Here is a 21685-nt window from a genome sequence, read left to right on the forward strand (position 1 = left end):
CATATATCAATTATATATGGCGTTTTTTTGTTACTTATATATTGGGTTAGTATTTACTTACCAATACAGAAAGAAGTAAAGATACGTCCAAGTAAATCATCCGATGTAAACTCACCAGTGATCTCACTTAAGTGCTGTTGAGCTAACCGTAATTCTTCAGCCAGAATCTCACCTGCCATAAAGCCTTCTAGTTGCTCTTTACCGATCACTAAATGTTCAGCTGCACGTTCAAGGGCATCTAAGTGACGACGACGTGCCATAAAGCCGCCTTCCGTCGTGCCTGCAAATCCCATACATTGCTTTAGATGTTCGCGTAAGTCGTCGACACCATCGCCTGTGCGCGCTGAGAGGCGAATTAAGGTTGAGTCATTAACTTCTGTAATGCCCGTTACTTCACCGGTAAGTTCAGCTTTATTGCGAATTACCGTTAAGCCCATGTTGGCCGGTAAGCGTTCAATAAAATCAGGCCAGATATCTTTAGGATCGGTAGCATCGGTGGTGGTGCTATCAACCATGAATAACACCCGATCGGCATGTTCAATTTCCGCCCATGCGCGTTCAATACCAATCCGTTCTACTTCATCGGTTGCTTCACGTAAACCTGCGGTATCAATAATGTGTAATGGCATACCGTCAATGTGAATATGTTCACGTAATACATCACGGGTTGTACCTGCGATATCGGTCACAATCGCGCTGTCTTTACCTGATAAGGCATTTAATAGGCTTGATTTACCAGCATTAGGGCGACCTGCAATCACTACCTTCATGCCTTCACGCATGATTGCACCTTGGTTGGCTTGTTTACGCACATCAGCCAAGCGATCCATGATGTTATTGAGATCACCACTGACTTTGCCGTCAGACAGAAAATCTATTTCTTCTTCAGGAAAATCAATCGCCGCTTCGACGAAAATACGTAAATGAATTAAAGCTTCGACTAATTCATTTACCTTGTTTGAGAATACGCCTTGCAGTGATTTAAAGGCACTTTTTGCTGCTTCTTCTGAGCTGGCATCAATTAAATCAGCAATGGCTTCTGCTTGGGCTAAATCAAGCTTATCGTTCATAAAAGCACGTTCTGAGAACTCTCCAGGGCGTGCAGGACGAATGCCTTCAATGTTAAGAATGCGACGGATCATCATGTCCATCAATACTGGGCCACCGTGGCCTTGCAGTTCTAATACATCTTCACCCGTGAACGAGTTAGGGCCTTTAAAAAATAGCGCGATCCCTTGATCAAGCGCGGTCCCATCTTCATTTTTAAATGGCAGGTATTCAGCGTAACGGGTTTTTAACTCACGGCCAGCAACGGCAAGGGCTACTTCTTTCGCTTTAGGACCTGAAACGCGAATGATGCCGACGCCGCCACGGCCCGGTGGTGTTGCTTGTGCAACGATAGTATCGATATGTTGATTCATAACCTTGGCTTTGCTTGAAAATGACTTGATGATTGTAAACCACTGTGAGGGCTTACGCCTAATCTGACCCATAAAAAAAGGCGACCCTAAGGTCGCCTTTCATTCACAGGGACAGCTTATTTAGCTTTGCTGTGTAAACCTTTTTTCTCCAACGCGCGGAAAATAATGGTTTGTTGAATCAGGGTCACAACGTTTGATACTAGCCAGTAAAGCACTAGACCAGAAGGGAACCATAGGAAGAAGAAAGTAAACATAACCGGCATAAAGGTCATGATCTTCTGCTGCATTGGATCCGTTACTGTTGATGGGCTGTTCTTTTGAATAAGGAACATTGATACACCCATAAGAACAGGTAGGATGTAGTACGGGTCTTGTGCTGATAGATCCGTAATCCAACCGAAGAATGGCGCATGACGCAATTCAACTGATCCCATTAGTGCCCAGTACAGTGCGATGAAAATTGGCATCTGTAGCATGATAGGTAAACAACCACCAAGTGGGTTTACTTTCTCTTTTTTGTACAGTTCCATCATTTCTTGGCTTTGACGTTGACGGTCATCACCTAAACGCTCACGCATTGCCTGAATTTTTGGCTGTAGCATGCGCATTTTCGCCATTGAGGTGTACTGCGCTTTTGTTAGTGGGTACATAGCACCACGAACAATTAGCGTTAGGATGATGATTGCAACACCCCAGTTACCTACAATACCGTGAATGAAAGAAAGCAATTTATGCAATGGACTAGCAATGAACCATAACCAACCGTAATCAACCGTTAGGTTTAGGTTAGCGGCTGTTGCTGCCATTTCTTTTTGCAACTTAGGACCAAGCCATAGTGTTGCTTTAATTTCTTTTGTTTGACCAGGAGCAACAGTCTCTAACGGCATACGTACGCCGATGTAACCTACACCGTTGTTATCGCTGCTGTAGACTTGAGACGTTTGGTCTTTGCCATCACGAGGGATCCATGCTGATACGAAGTAGTTCTCCATAATCGCAACCCAGCCGTCATTTGCTGACTGGTTAAGGTTCTTCTCTTTGATGTCATCAAAACTGTATTTTTTGTATTTAGTATCATTAGCTGAGTATGCCGCACCATTGTAGGTGTGCATTGCCATGCCTTGAATACCGCCGCCAGTTTTGCTTTCTAGGCGGTGACGAAGCTGTGCGTACATTTGTACTGTTGCAGGCTTGTCAGTTTTGTTGTCGACAGTGTAGTCAACATTAACCGCATAATCGTTACGCTTGAAAACGAACGTTTTGATGTAACTAATGCCATCACGAGTGAATGTCATTGGTACACGTAGTTCGTTTTGGTCTGGTGCCATGACGAAGCTTTTCGCCGTCACCGCGTATTGTGCGCGACCATGTGTTTGTGAGTCAGAACCATTAGTGCCGATTAAGCCTGATTGCGCAATGTAATCGCGGCCGTCAGTATCACTTAACAGAACAAATGGGTCTTTAGAATCTAGGGTGTTGTCGTATTTTAGTAGTTTTGCATTGATAACATCACCACCAAGCGTGTCGACTGTTAATTCCAGTACATCCGTTTTAATGGTAATTAAGTTAGTTGAAGTTTTCTGGTCAGCCAGTGGTTGATTATCACTTGAATGTGATGGAATACCACTATTGTTATTGACTTGTTGCTCTACACCCGGCTTCGTTGGTTGCGGGTTTTTGTCGCCATGCCATTGTTGAAATAGCAAGAATGAGACAAACAGTAGGGCAATTAACAGAATATTACGTTGGGAACCCATGGTTAATGTTCTCTGTCGTTATGCTTGGTTGGCGGAACGGGGTCGTAACCACCGTCATTTAAAGGGTGACATTTTAATAGACGTTTCGCCGCTAACCAACAACCTTTTCGCGCTCCATGCGTTTTTACAGCTTCGATCGCATATTGAGAACATGTAGGGGTGAACCGACAGCGTGGTCCAAGGAGAGGACTGATTGCCAGTTGGTAAAAGCGGACTAGTCTTACGACTAGCCACGCGACGGGCGAGACAGGCGATGCCATAACTTATCTAACAACGTAAATAGTTCTTCGTTACTCAACCCATTGGCTGATTTCTTGGCAATGACTACGAAGTCGCAAGCTGGAAGCTGATGTTGTTTTAAACGGAAACTTTCGCGAACAACGCGTTTGAAGCGGTTTCTGTCGACAGCAGTTTTAATCTGTTTTTTTGGAACAGCCAGACCGAGACGGGGGTGGTCGAGTTCGTTAGAACGGGCAAGAATAGTCAAGTGGGGAGAGCCAGCACGATGAGCTTGCTGGAAGACAGTTTTATAATGTTCGGGAGTTAACAAACGTAACTCCCGAGAAAAAGCGAACTTATTCAAAATAATCGTCGATGATTACTTAGAAAGACGCTTACGGCCTTTAGCGCGACGTGCATTGATTGTTGCACGACCGTTCTTAGTTGCCATACGAGCACGGAAGCCGTGACTACGCTTACGCTTAAGAACAGAAGGTTGGAATGTGCGTTTCATGGTTTTACCTTAAATTAACTGATCAGTTTTTAAGTTTGTTAGATGTAATTGGCCATAATTGGACAATTACCACGAACAAAGAGGCGGAATTGTAATCACTGACCAACAAAGAGTCAATAATTATACCCACATCTAATGACGGGCGCTGCATTATACGTTTTATAGCGCGAAGTTCAAGGATCCTTATTGGATCCCTATTTGAGTCAAAAAAGCCTTTAGTCGCGGATCGTTAGGGTGATTAAAGATCTGCTCTGGTGGCCCTTGCTCTACAAATTGACCGTCGGCCATAAAGATCACTCTATCGGCGACTTCACGCGCAAATTGTAATTCATGAGTGACGATCAACATTGTTTGTTGTTGTTTTGCCAATTGCTTGATCAAGTTAAGCACTTCATTGACCCACAGTGGATCGAGGGCTGACGTAGGTTCATCAAGTAATAATAATTCGGCTTCTAACGCCATAGCACGACCAATACCCACCCGTTGCTGTTGGCCACCAGAGAGGGCGGCAGGGTAGATATCGGCTTTATCGGCTAAACCAATGTCCGTTAAAATATCAAGTGCGCGTTGCTGTGCTTGTTGTTTACTAAGGCCTTTAACGACGCGTAAACCTTCACTGATATTTTGCTGTGCTGTCAGGTGATTAAACAAAGCATAGTTTTGAAATACAAATCCGGTTTGGCGTCGCAGGGCTAAAATGTCACTTTTTTTAGGCTGTTGGCCATCGACGGTCACATCGTTAATGGTGATAGTGCCACTATTGGCACTTTCAAGGTAATTAAGGCAACGTAAAAAGGTTGATTTTCCGGTGCCTGATGGACCAATGATAGCCACGATTTCACCTTTTTTGATAGTGAGATCAAGATCGCTAAAAATAGTTTGTTCGCCAAAACGTTTAGTGAGTTTGTTTATATTGATCATCGTACGTAAGCCCTATCTAAACGTGTTTCAGCCAATTGTTGTAAGCGAGTAAGCACTATCACCAACACCCAGTATATGATTGCAACAGCAAGAAAAGCCTCAAAGAACTTAAAGCTTGATGATGCTTCCATTTGTGCTTTTGCCATAATTTCAGGTACACCCAATGTAAAGGCAAGGGAGGTCGATTTAATCATATCGATGAAATAGTTCATGAGCGAAGGTAAAGCGATACGAGTGGCTTGCGGTAAAATAATTCGCAACATGGTTTGCGATTCCGTCATGCCGATAGCAAGACTGGCTTCGCGTTGGCTGCGGTCAACACCGATAATCGCTGCTCGAATACTTTCTGCCATGTAAGCGGCAAAGTGAAGGCTAAGGCCAATAACCGCGGCATTGAATGCGTCTAATCCAACTAAACTTGGTAATACTTGTGGTAAACCGTAATACAGTAAAAATAGTTGTACCAGTAACGGTGTGCCACGGAAGAAACTGATATAAAGTTGAGCTAAAGGGTTAAGTAGCGGCAGTTTATAAATACGAATTAACGCAATAGCTAACCCAAGGAAAAGTGCAAAAATGGCACCAAGAGAGGCCATGGATAATGTCGTTGGTAGATATTTCAACAAAATAGGCATCAACGACAACATATAATTAAAATCAAAACCCATAATGGTGATCCGTTGTACTGGCTATGCAAGCGGGGTAAATAAAGTCACCACCACTTTTGTTTGTGATGGTGAAACGATGAGTTATCGAGTGATGTCAGTATGGAACCACTTGTTTGATATTGCAGCAAGGGTGCCGTCTTTACGCATTGCCACTAAAGCTTGATTCACTTGCTGTTGAAGTAATTTACCTTTGGCGTTATTTAAAAATGGCCATGCACTTTCAACGGTTGCAAATGGCTTTCCTGCTAATTGTAACGGTAAGTGTTTTGTATTAATCACAGCCACTGACGATAGACGATCCATCACAAACGCATCGGTACGTCCCAAAGCCACATCTTGTTCAATACCACTGTCATAGGTTTTGATGTTGATATTATCGGCATTGGGTAAACCACGTAGCAGTTGCGCGTAGTTTGAGCCCAAGTTGACGCCCACCGTTTTTCCATCTAAATCCGCTGTTGAGTGAATGCTGTCATTGCCTTTTCTTACCACCAATTGCGCACCATCAATGACATAAGGTTGACTAAATAAAAATTTGGCTTGGCGGGCGGGAGTGATGGCGATTTGGTTTGAAATAGTATCAATACGCCCTGTTTCTAACTGGCCAAATAAACCAGAGAAGCTGGCGGTAACAAATTCAACATTATAGTCATTGCGTTTACCAATGGCATTCCAAAGGTCAACTTCAAACCCTTGTAGCTTATCTTGACTAACAAAAGTAAAAGGGAAATAACGACCTGACATGCCCACTTTTACTGTGGTTGCAGCCATAACACTGGTGGTTGTAGTAGCAAATAAAGTACTTGCGATCACTAATGTTTTTATCCAGTTTTTCATTCGGTATTTTCCTTACCTTGATAGGGCTTTATTTGGTGAAAGCATCCTACCTCGATATTTAATCATAAAGATAATAATTAACAGTTATTTGAAATAACCATTTGTTTGGCTAGCGACATATTACGGCTTGAGATTATGCTTTTTACGGCACCTAAAAGAGGGGCTGATTGTTATAAAAGGTTACCCACAGCAGTTGGTTTTCCCTGTGGATGATAATGGCTGATGATATAATGGTCATTATTGAGTAAAAACAGCATTAAACGGGCAATGAAAGACTTATCTTTGTGGCAGGTGTGTTAATATAGCTGTGGGTAAAGGTGGGTTAAATTGTGCTGATCTTGCATTTTATTGTGAGATCTATGTGCATAAGTTCGATCTTATTCACTGGATCTGGGATCTCTTTACTGGCGATCCTTGTTCAGCGAGTATAAAATTATCTTCCTTTTTGTGTTTTGTTTATTCAGTGTGGAGTCTACCTTGTCATCTTCGCTATGGTTGCAGTGCCTTCAACGCCTTCAGGAAGAACTCCCTGCGACAGAATTCAGTATGTGGCTGCGTCCGCTTCAGGCTGAATTAAATGATCATACATTGACATTATTTGCTCCCAATCGGTTTGTTTTAGATTGGGTGCGTGATAAATATCTTAATAATATCAATCGACTGCTTAATGAATTTTGTGGTGCTGATGTTCCGAGCCTGCGTTTTGAGGTTGGTAGCAAACCTGTTGTTGCGCCACCTCAACCTGTTGCGCCGCCGGTTTTTACCTTGCCGCAATCAAGACCTCGCACTGAACCTGAGCCAATGCATTACGAACCGGCACCGTCTCCTGTACAAACGGAATCACCTGGTGGCTATCGTTCAAATGTAAACCCTAAACATAATTTCAATAATTTTGTGGAAGGTAAATCAAACCAATTAGGCCTTGCTGCTTGTCGTCAAGTGTCTGATAACCCAGGTGCGGCTTACAATCCGTTATTTTTATACGGTGGTACGGGGTTAGGTAAAACTCACTTGTTGCATGCGGTGGGTAATGCGATTGCTAATCGTAAACCTAATGCCAAAGTGGTTTATATGCACTCTGAGCGTTTTGTGCAAGATATGGTGAAAGCGCTACAAAACAATGCCATTGAAGAATTTAAGCGTTATTACCGTAGTGTTGACGCTCTCTTGATTGATGACATTCAATTTTTTGCCAATAAAGAACGTTCTCAAGAAGAATTTTTTCATACCTTCAATGCGTTATTAGAAGGTAACCAACAAATTATTTTGACATCAGATCGTTATCCTCGTGAAATTAATGGGGTTGAAGACCGTTTAAAATCACGCTTTGGTTGGGGACTGACTGTTGCTATTGAACCGCCTGAGCTGGAAACCCGCGTTGCTATTTTAATGAAGAAAGCCGAAGATCATAATATTCGTCTGGCTGACGAAGTGGCGTTCTTTATTGCAAAGCGGTTACGCTCCAATGTGCGTGAATTAGAGGGTGCGTTGAATCGTGTGATTGCCAATGCTAACTTTACTGGTCGCGCGATCACGATTGATTTTGTTCGTGAAGCACTGCGTGATTTATTAGCGCTACAAGAAAAGTTAGTGACGATTGATAATATTCAGAAGACTGTTGCAGAATATTATAAAATAAAGATGGCTGATATGCTGTCTAAACGTCGTTCTCGTAGTGTTGCTCGTCCTCGCCAAATGGCGATGGCTTTAGCAAAAGAACTGACAAACCACAGTCTTCCTGAGATTGGCGATGCCTTTGGTGGCCGCGATCATACTACCGTGCTCCATGCTTGTCGTAAGATTGAGCAGTTACGTGAAGAAAGCCACGATATTAAAGAAGATTATTCAAACCTAATTAGAACGTTGTCGTCTTAATATGAAATTTACTGTTGAACGTGAACATTTATTAAAACCTTTGCAACAGGTGACTGGTGCATTAGGTGGTCGTCCATCATTACCTATTTTAGGCAATATTTTGCTGCAAGTTGAGAATGGATGCTTGTCAATGACGGGTACCGATCTTGAAGTGGAGCTCATTGCTAAAATTGCGTTAGAAGGCGATTTTGAAGCGGGTGCTGTGACAGTACCGTCACGTAAATTTTTAGATATTTGTCGTGGTTTACCTGATAGTGCCACCATCGCGGTTATCTATGAAGGTGATCGAGTGTTAATTCGCTCTGGTCGTAGTCGCTATACACTAACGACATTACCCGCTACAGATTTTCCAAATATTGAAGATTGGCAAAGCGAAGTTGAGTTTACGATTGAACAAGGTCGTATGCGTCAGCTAATTGATAGCACCCAATTTTCAATGGCTAACCAAGATGTGCGTTACTACTTAAACGGCATGTTGTTTGAAACTGATGGTCAACATTTACGTTCAGTCGCAACCGACGGTCACCGAATGGCTGTGTGTGCGATTGATACAGGTCATGATTTACCAACCAAGCAAATTATTGTACCGCGTAAAGGGGTACTTGAATTGGTGCGGTTGTTTGATAACCCTGAAGCCTTAGTCAATATTCAAATTGGTCATTCAAATTTACGTGCGACGGTGGGTAATTTTGTGTTTACCTCTAAGTTAGTTGATGGTCGCTTCCCTGATTACCGTCGTGTAATGCCACAAAATAGCACCAAATTTGTTGAAGCAAGTTGTGATGAAATGCGTAAAGCGTTTGCACGAGCGGCGATTTTATCCAACGAAAAGTTTCGTGGCGTAAGAGTCGGTTTATCTAACGGTGAAATGCGTATTACTGCTAATAACCCTGAACAAGAAGAAGCGGAAGAGTTTCTTGATGTTGATTATGAGGGCGATAGCTTAGAGATTGGTTTTAATGTTAGCTATGTGCTTGATGTATTAAACACCCTAAAGTGTGATCAAGTGCGGTTGTCATTATCGGATGCGAATGCGCCGTCATTAATTGAAGATGCAACCAATGATGAAGCCATGTATGTAGTAATGCCAATTAGACTGTAATTATGGCGCTTACTCGGTTATTAGTGCAGGATTTTCGTAATATTGCTCAGTGTGATATTGCGTTAGCCAGCGGGTTTAATTTTTTGGTTGGCGCTAATGGCAGCGGTAAAACCAGTGTTCTTGAAGCGATTCATTATTTAGGACATGGGCGTTCATTCCGCAGTCATTTAACCAGTCGCGTTATTCGCCATGAACAACAACAATTGTTTATTCATGGTCGAGTCACTGATAACAATGATCTCACTTTACCGTTAGGGATCAGCAAGCAACGTGATGGTACTACCGAAGTTAAAATTGGTGGTGAAGGTAATCAAAAGTTGGCGCAGTTAGCCCAAATTTTACCATTACAGTTAATTACCCCAGAAGGATTTGATTTATTGATCGGCGGACCTAAGTTTCGACGGTCTTTTATTGACTGGGGTGTGTTTCATGTTGAACCAAAGTTCTATAATGCATGGAGCCGCTTAAAACGACTGACGAAACAACGTAATGCATTATTAAAGCAAGCACGAAGTTACCGTGAACTCAGTTATTGGGATCAAGAGCTAGCATTACTTGCTGAACAAATCAGTGTGTGGCGTCAAGAGTACATTACTGCCGTAAAAATCAAAGCGGCTGAAATATGTCAGGTGTTCTTACCTGAATTTGAAATCCAGCTCGGTTTCTATCGTGGCTGGGAAAAAGAGACACCGTATGCTGAGCTGCTGCAACGTAATTTTGAACGTGACTGTCAGCTTGGCTATACCGTAAGTGGGCCCCATAAGGCTGATTTACGGATTAAAGTTGCTGGAACACCGGTTGAGGACGTTTTGTCCCGCGGTCAGCTAAAGTTAATGGTGTGTGCATTGCGTTTAGCGCAAGGTTTACATCTGACAGAGGCCACCGGCAAACAGTGTATTTACCTAATTGATGATTTTGCTTCCGAATTGGATAGCCATAGGCGAGCGTTGTTAGCGCAACGATTAAAGGAAACTAACGCCCAAGTGTTCATTAGTGCTATTAGTCGCGAGCAAGTGGTTGATATGCTTGATGAAAACGGTAAGTTGTTCATGGTCGAACACGGCAAGATAACACAGGATAATTAAAGCGAGAGTAACTCAATGTCCAACAATTACGATTCATCAAGCATTAAGGTGCTTAAAGGCCTCGATGCGGTACGTAAGCGCCCAGGAATGTACATCGGTGATACTGATGATGGTACTGGCTTGCACCACATGGTTTTTGAGGTAGTCGATAACTCTATCGATGAAGCTCTTGCTGGTCACTGTGAAGATATCATTGTTACGATCCACGAAGATGGTTCGGTTTCTGTAAGCGATGACGGTCGTGGTATTCCGACTGAACTTCACGAAGAAGAAGGGGTGTCAGCCGCTGAAGTTATCATGACTGTACTCCACGCTGGTGGTAAGTTCGATGATAATTCTTACAAAGTGTCTGGCGGCCTCCATGGCGTAGGTGTTTCTGTTGTAAACGCCTTGTCTGAAAAAGTTGAGCTAACCATTAACCGTAAAGGCCATATCCATCAGCAAACTTACCATCATGGTGTGCCTGATGCACCATTGGCTGAAGTGGGTGATACTGACAAAACCGGTACTCGTTTACGTTTCTGGCCAAGCGAAGAAACCTTTACCAACAATATTGAATTTCATTACGAAATTTTAGCTAAACGTCTACGTGAATTATCATTCTTGAACTCTGGCGTGTCTATCAAGTTAATTGATGAGCGTGAAGACGGTAAGCAAGATCACTTTATGTATGAAGGTGGTATTCGCGCGTTTGTCGAGCACCTAAACCGTAATAAAACGCCAATCCATCAGAAAGTTTTTCACTTTGATAGTGAGCGTGAAGATGGCATTACCGTTGAAGTTGCAATGCAGTGGAACGATGGTTTCCAAGAAGGTGTTTACTGCTTTACTAACAACATTCCACAACGTGATGGTGGTACCCACTTAGCGGGTTTCCGTGGTGCTTTGACCCGTACTCTTAATTCATTTATGGATAAAGAAGGCTACTCAAAGAAAGCCAAAGCAGCAACGTCAGGTGATGATGCGCGTGAAGGCTTAGTCGCGGTAGTTTCTGTTAAAGTGCCTGATCCTAAGTTCTCGAGCCAGACTAAAGATAAACTGGTTTCAAGTGAAGTGAAAACTGCGGTTGAATCAGCAATGAACGAGAAGTTTGCTGAGTTCTTATTAGAAAGCCCAGCTGACGCTAAAATCATTTGTACTAAAATTATTGATGCCTCTCGTGCGCGTGAAGCAGCGCGTAAAGCGCGTGAAATGACACGTCGTAAAGGTGCATTAGATTTAGCGGGCCTTCCGGGGAAACTTGCAGATTGTCAGGAAAAAGATCCTGCTCTTTCTGAACTATACATTGTGGAAGGGGACTCTGCTGGCGGTTCAGCCAAGCAGGGACGTAACCGTAAAAACCAAGCGATTCTACCGCTAAAAGGTAAAATTCTTAACGTTGAAAAAGCCCGTTTCGACAAGATGCTATCTTCACAAGAAGTGGCAACACTGATCACTGCAATGGGCTGTGGTATTGGTCGTGACGAGTACAACCCAGATAAACTGCGTTACCACAACATCATCATTATGACCGATGCCGATGTCGATGGTTCGCACATTCGTACGTTGCTATTGACCTTCTTCTACCGTCAAATGCCAGAGCTTATTGAGCGTGGCCACATCTATATTGCTCAGCCACCACTTTACAAAGTGAAGAAAGGTAAGCAAGAGCAATACATTAAAGACGACGAAGAGATGAACCAATACCAAACAGCACTAGCATTAGATAATGCATCTCTGTTTGCAAATGATGGTGCTCCTGCAATGACAGGTACAGCACTTGAAGCATTGGTGACTCAATATAATGGCGCGATGAAACTGATCGAACGCATGAGCCGTCGTTACCCAGCGTTAATGCTGAATGAATTGGTTTACCAACCTCGTTTAAGCACTGAGATGCTAGCGGATAGCGCGCAAGTTGAAGCATGGTTAACTCACCTTGTTGCAGCACTAAATACTAAGCAATCAGGTGAAAGTCAGTTTACGTTTGAAATCTTACGTGATGAAGAGAACAACGTCTTCGTACCTAAGGTTGTGGTGCGTACTCACGGTGTTGATCATGAGTACCCATTAAGCTTCGATCTATTGAACTCAAAAGAATATGCTAAATTAGCGGATCTTTCTGAAGCACTAGATGGCTTATTGGATGATACTGCTTTTGTCCAACGTGGTGAGCGTAAACAACCAGTTTCAAGCTTTAAAGAAGTGCTTGAGTGGCTAAACAAAGAATCACGTCGTGGCTTATCTTTACAACGCTATAAAGGTCTGGGTGAAATGAACCCGAACCAGTTGTGGGAAACAACCATGGATCCTGAAGTACGCCGTATGCTACAAGTTACCATCAATGATGCTGTTGCGGCCGATGAGCTGTTTACTTGTTTGATGGGTGATCAAGTTGAACCGCGTCGTAACTTCATTGAAGAGAACGCATTAAAAGTAGCTAACCTTGACGTGTAGTTTGTCATTAGGTTAATAGTTATAAAAACGCCGCTAATCATAGCGGCGTTTTTTTATAGGGTAATTTTATTGTTGTTACTAAAGGGGAGGGCAGAATAGGGTTGGTTAACCCATGGTATAAGCTCGTGTAATTTCTTCTGCAATAATTTTAATTCCGCGCTCCATTTGTTCGTCACTTTGAACGTAGTTCATGCGTATACATTGCTGACTGTGTTGCCATGGTTGTTGTAAACCAATAAAGAAATATTCACCTGGAACAATTAATACTCCGCGAACTTTCAGACGTTGATAGAGTTCTTTAGTGGTGATTGGTAATTCATCACACCATAACCATAAAAATATCGCGCCTTCTGGCTTATGAATACGAAACCGTGGATCAGTAATATAGTGCTGTAATCGACTCACGGCATATTGTGCTTTGCGCTGATAAAAAGGGCGAATAACGTCATGGCTTAGCCGTAATAAATCATTACGGGCGATTAGCTTATCAGCAATTGCCGGACCTAAACTGCCGGGTGCTAAATTGATAATACCGTTGATATTGGTGAGCGCAGTAATAATCTCTTCATTGGCAATCACTATTCCGCAGCGAATACCGGGTAAACCCAGTTTAGATAAGCTCATACATAAAATGGTATTGCTGTTCCAAAAAGGGGTGATATCAGCAAAGATAATATCAGGGAAAGGCATGCCATAAGCATTGTCGATAATCAGTGGAATATTATGTGCTTGAGCGAGCGCATCGAGTTGCTTAACTTCATCATCAGTCAGCACGTTACCTGTCGGGTTGGTTGGGCGAGAAGCACAAATTGCACCAATGCTGTCATCAATAACCAACTTACTAAAATCAATATGGTATTTAAATAAGCCATTATCCAATAAGCTAATCGTGGGTTGGTAAGAGACAAACATATTTTGTTCCAAACCCGCATCAGCATAGCCAATATATTCAGGAGATAGCGGTAAGAGAATTTTCTTACTGGCACCATTACGGCATTTGCCTGCTAATAAGTTAAATAAATTAAAGAAGGCACTTTGACTACCGTTGGTGAGAGTAATGTTTTTACTGCTGATGTCCCAACCATAATGGTGTTTAAGCAACGTCGCTAGGGCGTTAATAAAACGGTCTTTTCCTTGAGGGCCATCGTAGTTGGTGATCGATGCGGTCAACTCACCAGAGGTGGCCATTTCTATTAATAGCTGATTAAAATAATCAACCATTGTTGGAATCTGAGCTGGATTACCACCACCGAGCATGATCGCATCAGGGTTGGTTAAGCCATCATTTAAATCGTGCATTAATTGAGTAATGCCTGAATCGCCAGCGAACTTATCGCCAAAGCCAGAAAATTCCATGGTGCTATTGACCTCTATATCAGTGCAGGGTTACGTGCTTGCGATGCCCGTTATTTATGATGGGCGATAGATCAAAATACCTGATTGCAATCAGAAGCGAAACCCTTTGTTTGCTCTAAGGGTAGTGGTCGGCTGTGTCGATGTGTTTCACGTGGAACAATGTGAAATTATCAAATGCAGATATAAAAAAACCACGCCAAAGCGTGGTTTATATTATGAACCAGTGATGATTAAACTTACTTTTGTAGTAATGAAATATCAGCTACTTGTAAGAACTGGTTACGTAATAGGTTTAGCAGTGCTAGACGGTTAACTTTAAGTTGCTCGTCATCAGCCATTACCATTACATTATCAAAGAATGCATCAACAGGCTCACGTAGTGATGCAAGTTCTGTGAGTGCTTGTTGGTAATCACCCGCAGCAAAGACTGGTGCAAGTGTTGCAACAACCGTCTCTACTTTTTGTGTTAGTTCTTTCTCTGCCGTTTCTACTAACAAGCTGTTGTTAATGGTCGCTGGTAGCTCGCCATCAAATTTCGCGAGAATGTTACCTACACGCTTGTTGGCTGCGGCAAGTGATTCTGCTGCATCTAAGTCACGGAAATGACTTACTGCTTTAACACGCTTATCAAAATCAGACGGTTGAGTAGGGTGCATTGCAAGTACAGCTTGAATAACATCAATGCTAAAGCCTGCATCTTGGTACCATGCGCGGAAACGACCGAGCATGAATTCAATTACATCTGAATCAACATTAGCATTCGTTAGTTTGTCACCAAATAACGAGTGTGCTTTAGCGACTAAATCAACAAGATCTAAGTCGTAACCGTTTTCAACGATAATACGTAGTACACCTAAAGAAGCACGACGCAATGCAAATGGGTCGCTACCTTTTGGTGCTTGGCCAATACCAAAGATACCTACGATAGTATCTAGTTTGTCAGCCATCGCCACTGCAGAAGAAACACCAGTGCTTGGTAGTTGGTCGCCAGCAAAACGTGGCATGTATTGCTCGTTTAGTGCTAGTGCAACATCTTCTACTTCGCCATCATGACGTGCATAGTGCATACCCATAACACCCTGGGTTTCAGTGAACTCAAATACCATAGAGGTCATTAAGTCACACTTAGCCAGTAGGCCAGCACGCTTAGCGTTAGTGACATCAGCGCCGATTTTCTCTGCAATGTAGCCCGCAAGCTCAGTGATACGATCGGTTTTATCTTTAATGGTACCAAGCTGTTGTTGGAAGATGGCTGTCTCAAGTTGAGGTAGGCGATCAACTAACTTGCTCTTAAGGTCAGTATTAAAGAAGAACTCAGCATCCGCTAAACGTGGGCGGACTACTTTCTCATTACCTGAAATAACTTGGCTTGGATCATTTGAGATGATGTTAGAGACGAAGATGAACTTAGGGACTAGTTTGCCTTCCGCATCATAAACAGGGAAGTACTTCTGGTCACCTTTCATGGTGTAAACTAACGCTTCAGAAGGAACCTTTAGAAACTCTTCTTCAAATGAAGCGGTCAGCACGACTGGCCATTCAACAAGAGAGGTAACTTCTTCAACTAGCTCATCATCAAGATCTGCAATACCACCAACCGCTTCAGCGGCTAGTTTCGCATCAGCTAGAATGATTGCTTTACGTGCATCGTAGTCTGCCATTACCTTGCCACGTTCTTCTAGAATCGCAGGGTATTGGTCAGCATTATCGATCGTAAATTCAGCTTCACCCATAAAGCGGTGGCCACGAATAGTACGCGCAGAAGCAACACCTAAAATAGTGCCTTCAATGAGCTCTTCACCTAATAGCATCGTCAGTGTTTTTACTGGACGAATAAATTGGGTGTCTTTATCACCCCAACGCATTGGGCGAGGGATAGGCAGTTTAGCTAATGCTGCTGCAACAAGTTCAGGCAATAATGTTTGGGCTGGTTGGCCTTTTACTTCTTGCTTGAACAGTAGCCATTCGCCTTTATCGGTAATCATGCGTTCAGCTTGATCAACCGTAATGCCGTTACCACGCGCCCAACCTTGAGCCGCTTTAGTCGCATTACCTTCTGCATCAAATGCTGCCGCAATCGCTGGGCCGCGCTTTTCTACAATTCTGTCAGGTTGATTTTCAGCAAGCGCTGTTACTTTAAGTGCTAGGCGACGCGGTGCTGCATACCACTTAATACCTTGGTGAGGTAAGTTAGCGGCTTTTAGCTCCGCTTCAAAGTTGGCTGCAAACGCTTCAGCTAGAGTGCGAAGTGCCTTGGGTGGCAACTCTTCAGTACCTAGCTCAATTAAGAAATTCTTATCTGTCATGGCTATCCCTTACTTATCTTTTTTACACATTGGGAAGCCAAGTGCTTCACGTGATGCATAGTAAGCTTCAGCGACTTGTTTGGTTACATTACGAATACGTAGAATGTAACGTTGACGTTCAGTTACTGAAATTGCTTTACGAGCATCAAGAAGGTTGAAAGCATGTGCTGCTTTCAAAATACGCTCGTAAGCTGGCAATGGCAGTGGCTGCTCAAGTGCTAACAGCTTCAGTGATTCTTTCTCGCACTGGTCAAAGAAAGTAAATAGGAAATCAACATCAGCGTGTTCAAAGTTGTAAGTTGATTGCTCAACTTCGTTTTGATGGAAGATATCACCGTAGGTTACTTTACCTAATGGGCCATCTGTCCAAACTAAGTCATAGACTGAATCAACGTTTTGAATGTACATCGCTAGACGTTCAATACCGTAAGTGATTTCGCCAGTAACAGGCTTACACTCAAGGCCGCCAACTTGCTGGAAGTAAGTAAACTGTGTTACTTCCATGCCGTTCAGCCAAACTTCCCAGCCAAGACCCCAAGCACCCAAGGTTGGGTTTTCCCAGTTGTCTTCTACAAAACGGATGTCATGTACTTTAGTGTCAACACCTAGGACTTCTAGTGAGCCTAAGTACAGTTCCTGAATGTTATCTGGAGACGGCTTAAGCATTACCTGGAACTGATAGTAGTGCTGAAGACGGTTAGGGTTTTCACCGTAACGACCGTCGGTTGGACGGCGAGATGGTTGTACATACGCTGCTGCAATTGGTTCTGGACCTAGAGCTCGTAGACATGTCATCGGGTGAGAGGTACCTGCACCCACTTCCATGTCAAGAGGTTGCACAATTGTACAGCCTTGTTGGCCCCAGTAATCCTGCAGCGCGAGGATCATGCCCTGAAAGGTTTTAATATCGTATTTCTGCATTGTCAGCTTCGCGAGATTAGTGGATGAAATAATTAATTATCAAGTATACATTGCCAACCCAGAGGCGAGTAGGGGCCGTGAGTGTTTTTTATCCATCTGGCGCTTGTTTTGAGATAATTCCTCAGATTGTCCCTTGTGGACACTGGGTTTTCATGAATATTTGACATTATTTTGATGGCGTAAATGTATCGGTTGATTACAATAGCGCTAACAAATAGCTCGTTGGTCTGATTATTAACGTAGTTTTATTCGGTATGCGATGTGCGTATCAAGAACATGGGTCTTTAAATTAAATGGCAAAAAATCAAGTGATGGCATCAAAAACTTGGGTGCGTGCTGCGGTAATTTCTGTTGCTGCTGCTGTTACGCTTGCGGGGTGTTCAACAGTTAACCCTTATACTGGTGAGAGCCAAACTGCAAAAGGTACTGGCGGTTCTATCATTGGTGCATTAGCGGGTGCTGCAATCGGTATCGCGTCTTCAAGCAAACATGATCGCGGTAAAGGTGCATTGATTGGTGCAGCATCTGGCGCAGCTTTGGGTGGCGGTATTGGTTATTACATGGATGTACAAGAAGCTAAACTGCGTCAGCAATTAGCATCTTCAGGCATCAGTGTTACCCGTAATGGCAATAACATCATTTTAAATATGCCAAATGAAATTACCTTTGGTGTTGACCAATCTGCATTAAATAGCCGTGCGATGGAAGCGTTACATAATGTAGCGATAGTTGCTAAAGAATACCCTAAGACCCAGTTAAACGTTTTGGGCTTTACAGATAGCTCTGGCGCTGCGGCTTATAATCAGCGTTTATCACAAGTACGTGCCGGTGAAGTCGGTAACTACCTTATCCGTCAAGGCGTAAATGTTGATCGTGTTGTTTCTCAAGGCCGTGGTGAGAACAGCCCGATTGCGACCAATGGAACATCACAAGGTCGTGCTCAAAACCGTCGTGTTGAGATCATTCTATCTCCATTGGCTTAATTGATATTGATTGATCATAGTGGTGTGTAACTAACACCATATTGAAACCATGGGCTCAGGCTCATGGTTTTTTTTGTTTTATTTTATATTGAGTGTGGTTAGTTTCATGTGAAACTTGGAAGTGAAGTTAAGCGGGTTAAATCGTCATTAAATGTGAATTAATTTAAGTGTGTAACTGTGATTGCTGCAAAAGATTATCGTGATTTACCATGCTAGAGTTAACGTTAATTAATCGTTAACTTAAATTCTGTTGGGTGATGTAGGGGGTTTCTATGGCGCGCTTCTCAGCGATTTCACCGCAAAGTCAATGTTGGTTATTTCATATTGCATTAGCACTGAATGTAGCGGGAATGATGTTAACTGATATGTGGTTTCCTATGGTCGTCGGAACGGTTGTCACAACCTATTTGTCTGTCGATGCGTGGGTTCGATTACGCTATGTATTACCACTTAAAAAAGAGTTACGTCAGGTGCAACATGAACTCGAAAACTTACGTCAGCAACAACACAATCAATAACAACTAAAAAGGCAGCGTTTATTAACGCTGCCTTTTTAATTTGATTTAATTGCCAGCGCCTTTTTTGATCAGAAAACGATAGGGTAGCGTTTCTGTTTCTGCGGCGATAAGCGTGTGATCCATGAAGCGACAAAAGCTGGGAATGTCGCGCGTCGTTGATGGGTCATCGGCAATAACTAACAAGGTTTCATCAGTTGCCATTTTTCGGACTGTTTTGCGTACCATCATTACGGGTTCAGGACAACGTAAGCCGAGAGCATCAAGGCTATGGGTCGGATTTTCAAAATTAGCAGTCATAATTTACACGTATTATTGTAGACATTATGATCATACTGCGGGATAAGAATTAATCAATAAGGCTTGGTAAATCTAGATAAAATGTGTAACCTTATTAACATCACATTAACCTTTCTTCTAATGGATTAGGGGGATATTATGTTAACTTCAATCGATCGTGTCATGATTTATGCGGTACTGTGCATTATTTCATTTAGCACTATAATGCTTATTAGTCACCATGCTACCGGGCTCTTTGCTGTTGGTGGTTTGCTGGCCACAATCCTTGGATTATGGGTTGAGTTCGCCAGTAAAAATAAGCTAGAACAACAAAAAAAATAACGCTAACGGCGTTGAATGATGCTTGCTCGTGAATATTCCCGTCTTAAAAAGGCGGGATTTTTTTTATCTATCCCGCCATACTGTTGCCATATTTGATTAATTCATAGCGTTAGAGAAGTAAAACTATGGAGCTCGAAGAAGTTTATCGGCGTGACTTAAATTTACTGGTTGCGTTAAAGGTGTTATTGGATGAAGGCAGTGTTAGTCGTGCAGCTATTAGACTTAACTTGAGCCAATCAGCAATGAGCCGAGTGCTTGGCCGATTACGCGACTTAGTCGGTGATCCGTTGTTTACCCGTCAAGGGCAGTCATTACTACCGACACAACGGGCATTGGAATTAAATGAACAATTAAATGAACCGTTAGAATCATTACGATTATTACTGACGCCGAATGATTTTGATCCCGCTATTTGTGATCAAACTTTTAAAATTGCGACGACGGATTATGCAATGCAAACTATTCTGCCATTTGCATTGCCGCGTATTTATCAAGAAGCACCCCATCTGTCATTAGAATTTAGCCCGTTACAGCATAATAACGTGTTGTCACAGTTGACTACGGGGGGCTGTGATATGGCAATTTGTCGTCCTAGTGCTGATATGGAGCCACTGTGTCAGCAGTTATTAGGCTTAGTGAGTGTGTTTTGTCTTGTGAGCCAGAATCATCCATTAGCAAATAAGCCACTTACCTTGCAAGATTACTTAACCTATCCCCATGCAATGATAGCGGTAAGCGATGGCGTTAAAGCGTTAATTGATGAACAGTTGCGTGGTCATCCTCAACCTAAAATGGTATTACGGGCTTATCATTTAGAAGCGGCTTTAGCGATCATCGAACAAATGCCATTGATCATGACGGTGCCTGCAGATTTGGCGTATTTAGTCGCAGAACGTTATCAGTTAATCGTCAAGCCATTGCCATTTGAGTTTAAGCCATTTGATTATTCATTATTATGGCATGCGCGTTGTGAGCATTCGGCATCGCAAATATGGCTGCGTACTATTATTAAAGAAGAGTGTGGACGACTGATCAACTCCCGTATTCATGATATCGGGTTGTTGTAGTGAAATATTGAGATCAATAAAAAGGCCAGCACATGGCTGACCTCATTGATTAACGACCATCATTCAGTGGCATTAATACTGCATTATTTGATCATTACAGTTTAATGACTACGCGGCCGGTGATTTGACCGTTGGTGATCGCTTCTGCACATTCTGTTACTTGTTCAAGTGCGACTTCACGGCAGGCTTGTTCAAAGTAGCTAGCGGGTAGTAACTCAGTTAGACGTTGCCATGCTTGTTGACGTTTTTCAAATGGGCACATTACTGAATCGATACCTTGTAAACGTACATTACGTAGAATAAAAGGCATAACTGTTGTCGGTAAATCAAAGCCGCCAGCAAGGCCACAAATAGCAACTGCACCGTTGTAGTTAATTTGGCTTAATACTTTAGCCAGTACTTTGCTACCAACAGTATCAATTGCGCCAGCCCACAATTGCTTATCTAATGGGCGAGCAGGTTCTTCAAACACACTACGATCAATAATTGTCGTTGCGCCAAGTTGTTTTAGTAATGGGCCATTAGCTTCAGCACGCCCCGTTACTGCGGCAACTTTATAGCCGAGTTGTGCCAGTAAAGTAATCGCAACTGAGCCAACACCACCGCTGGCACCCGTGACTAAAATCTCGCCATCTTCAGGTTTTACATTTGCATCAACAATAGCTTGTACACACAGCATTGCCGTTAAGCCTGCAGTACCGACCATCATCGCTTGTTTGCCATCAAGGTTTGCGGGTAATGGTACTAACCAATCTGCATTTAGGCGGGCTTTTTCAGCCATGCCACCCCAGTGACCTTCACCCACACCCCAGCCCGTCAGTACTACTTTGTCACCGACGTGGTAGCGATCATCACTTGACTCAGCCACTGTGCCCGCTAAATCGACACCTGGTACCATTGGGAATTGACGTACGATACGACCTTTACCGGTAATTGCTAAGCCATCTTTATAGTTTAATGAAGAGTAATCAACATCAATTAACACATCACCAGCAGGTAATTCAGATGTTGCCATTTGACGAATAGTTGCGAGTGTTTTTTTATCTTCTTGTTCTAGTACTAGTGCTTTAAACATTGCAAT

At 42.8% G+C, this 21685-nt stretch carries 21 protein-coding genes; 8 read left to right on the forward strand and 13 right to left on the reverse strand.

All coding sequences use genetic code 11. The annotated features are described in order from the left end of the window. Positions 1 to 53: 53 nt before the first annotated feature. From mnmE to C9I86_RS18130, 8 genes are all read right to left on the reverse strand, one after another. The gene (gene mnmE, locus C9I86_RS18095) at positions 54 to 1421 is read right to left on the reverse strand and encodes a tRNA uridine-5-carboxymethylaminomethyl(34) synthesis GTPase MnmE (RefSeq protein ID WP_080159095.1); all 1368 of its coding nucleotides are present in this window, start codon (positions 1419 to 1421) and stop codon (positions 54 to 56) included. Positions 1422 to 1537: 116 nt separating this feature from the next. After that, positions 1538 to 3178, reverse strand: coding sequence for a membrane protein insertase YidC (yidC, locus tag C9I86_RS18100; RefSeq protein WP_080159047.1), 1641 nt, complete (start codon positions 3176 to 3178; stop codon positions 1538 to 1540). A gap of 2 nt (positions 3179 to 3180) precedes the next feature. Beyond that, complete coding sequence (gene yidD, locus C9I86_RS18105) at positions 3181 to 3438, reverse strand: membrane protein insertion efficiency factor YidD (RefSeq protein ID WP_080159046.1); 258 nt, start codon at positions 3436 to 3438, stop codon at positions 3181 to 3183. Next, positions 3405 to 3761, reverse strand: a complete 357-nt coding sequence (gene rnpA, locus C9I86_RS18110) for a ribonuclease P protein component (RefSeq protein ID WP_080159045.1) — start codon at positions 3759 to 3761, stop codon at positions 3405 to 3407. Before rnpA ends, yidD begins: the two co-directional genes overlap by 34 nt. Before the next feature lie 15 nt (positions 3762 to 3776). After that, positions 3777 to 3911: a 50S ribosomal protein L34 gene (gene rpmH / locus C9I86_RS18115; RefSeq protein ID WP_006233350.1), complete on the reverse strand. Its 135-nt coding sequence runs from the start codon at positions 3909 to 3911 to the stop codon at positions 3777 to 3779. A 183-nt stretch (positions 3912 to 4094) separates the two neighbouring features. Beyond that, on the reverse strand, positions 4095 to 4832 hold the full coding sequence (locus tag C9I86_RS18120; protein WP_080159044.1) for an amino acid ABC transporter ATP-binding protein: 738 nt from the start codon (positions 4830 to 4832) through the stop codon (positions 4095 to 4097). After that, positions 4829 to 5500, reverse strand: a complete 672-nt coding sequence (locus tag C9I86_RS18125; RefSeq protein WP_080159043.1) for an amino acid ABC transporter permease — start codon at positions 5498 to 5500, stop codon at positions 4829 to 4831. The genes C9I86_RS18120 and C9I86_RS18125 overlap by 4 nt, the downstream gene beginning before the upstream one ends. 81 nt (positions 5501 to 5581) lie before the next feature. After that, the gene (locus tag C9I86_RS18130) at positions 5582 to 6337 is read right to left on the reverse strand and encodes an amino acid ABC transporter substrate-binding protein (protein WP_107277107.1); all 756 of its coding nucleotides are present in this window, start codon (positions 6335 to 6337) and stop codon (positions 5582 to 5584) included. A gap of 477 nt (positions 6338 to 6814) precedes the next feature. Here C9I86_RS18130 and dnaA point away from each other — a divergent pair, with 477 nt between their 5' ends. The 4 genes from dnaA to gyrB are packed head-to-tail and all read left to right on the forward strand — an operon-like array spanning position 6815 to position 12835. Further along, positions 6815 to 8212: a chromosomal replication initiator protein DnaA gene (dnaA, locus tag C9I86_RS18135; RefSeq protein ID WP_080159041.1), complete on the forward strand. Its 1398-nt coding sequence runs from the start codon at positions 6815 to 6817 to the stop codon at positions 8210 to 8212. 1 nt (position 8213) lies between these two features. Then, entirely contained in the window at positions 8214 to 9314 is a 1101-nt protein-coding gene (gene dnaN / locus C9I86_RS18140) for a DNA polymerase III subunit beta (RefSeq protein ID WP_080159040.1), read from the forward strand. Positions 9315 to 9316: 2 nt separating this feature from the next. Continuing rightward, positions 9317 to 10399 (forward strand): DNA replication/repair protein RecF, encoded by a 1083-nt coding sequence (recF, locus tag C9I86_RS18145; RefSeq protein ID WP_107277108.1) that lies wholly within the window; start codon positions 9317 to 9319, stop codon positions 10397 to 10399. A 15-nt stretch (positions 10400 to 10414) separates the two neighbouring features. Next, positions 10415 to 12835, forward strand: coding sequence for a DNA topoisomerase (ATP-hydrolyzing) subunit B (gyrB, locus tag C9I86_RS18150; protein ID WP_080159038.1), 2421 nt, complete (start codon positions 10415 to 10417; stop codon positions 12833 to 12835). Between the two features lie 105 nt (positions 12836 to 12940). Here the strand turns inward: gyrB and C9I86_RS18155 are convergent, their stop codons facing one another. From C9I86_RS18155 to glyQ, 3 genes are all read right to left on the reverse strand, one after another. After that, positions 12941 to 14191, reverse strand: coding sequence for a valine--pyruvate transaminase (locus C9I86_RS18155; RefSeq protein ID WP_107277109.1), 1251 nt, complete (start codon positions 14189 to 14191; stop codon positions 12941 to 12943). Positions 14192 to 14427: 236 nt separating this feature from the next. Further along, a complete protein-coding gene (gene glyS, locus C9I86_RS18160) occupies positions 14428 to 16497 on the reverse strand; it encodes a glycine--tRNA ligase subunit beta (protein WP_107277110.1) in 2070 nt (689 codons plus the stop codon). A gap of 9 nt (positions 16498 to 16506) precedes the next feature. Next, the gene (glyQ, locus tag C9I86_RS18165) at positions 16507 to 17418 is read right to left on the reverse strand and encodes a glycine--tRNA ligase subunit alpha (RefSeq protein WP_036789134.1); all 912 of its coding nucleotides are present in this window, start codon (positions 17416 to 17418) and stop codon (positions 16507 to 16509) included. A gap of 293 nt (positions 17419 to 17711) precedes the next feature. Between glyQ and C9I86_RS18170 the strand changes: the two genes are divergently transcribed. Beyond that, positions 17712 to 18401, forward strand: coding sequence for an OmpA family protein (locus tag C9I86_RS18170; protein WP_080159035.1), 690 nt, complete (start codon positions 17712 to 17714; stop codon positions 18399 to 18401). A gap of 272 nt (positions 18402 to 18673) precedes the next feature. Then, a complete protein-coding gene (locus tag C9I86_RS18175) occupies positions 18674 to 18919 on the forward strand; it encodes a hypothetical protein (RefSeq protein ID WP_080159034.1) in 246 nt (81 codons plus the stop codon). A gap of 45 nt (positions 18920 to 18964) precedes the next feature. On the opposite strand, the gene tusA is transcribed toward C9I86_RS18175, so the two are convergent. Beyond that, positions 18965 to 19216, reverse strand: coding sequence for a sulfurtransferase TusA (gene tusA / locus C9I86_RS18180; RefSeq protein ID WP_080159033.1), 252 nt, complete (start codon positions 19214 to 19216; stop codon positions 18965 to 18967). 138 nt (positions 19217 to 19354) lie between these two features. Here tusA and C9I86_RS18185 point away from each other — a divergent pair, with 138 nt between their 5' ends. After that, complete coding sequence (locus C9I86_RS18185; protein WP_080159032.1) at positions 19355 to 19537, forward strand: hypothetical protein; 183 nt, start codon at positions 19355 to 19357, stop codon at positions 19535 to 19537. A 125-nt stretch (positions 19538 to 19662) separates the two neighbouring features. Then, on the forward strand, positions 19663 to 20604 hold the full coding sequence (locus C9I86_RS18190; RefSeq protein ID WP_107277111.1) for a LysR family transcriptional regulator: 942 nt from the start codon (positions 19663 to 19665) through the stop codon (positions 20602 to 20604). 94 nt (positions 20605 to 20698) lie between these two features. On the opposite strand, the gene C9I86_RS18195 is transcribed toward C9I86_RS18190, so the two are convergent. Next, entirely contained in the window at positions 20699 to 21679 is a 981-nt protein-coding gene (locus tag C9I86_RS18195) for an MDR family oxidoreductase (RefSeq protein ID WP_080159030.1), read from the reverse strand. Positions 21680 to 21685: the final 6 nt, after the last annotated feature.

The organism is Photobacterium sp. NCIMB 13483 (genome assembly GCF_003025475.1).
GTDB lineage: Bacteria > Pseudomonadota > Gammaproteobacteria > Enterobacterales > Vibrionaceae > Photobacterium > Photobacterium piscicola.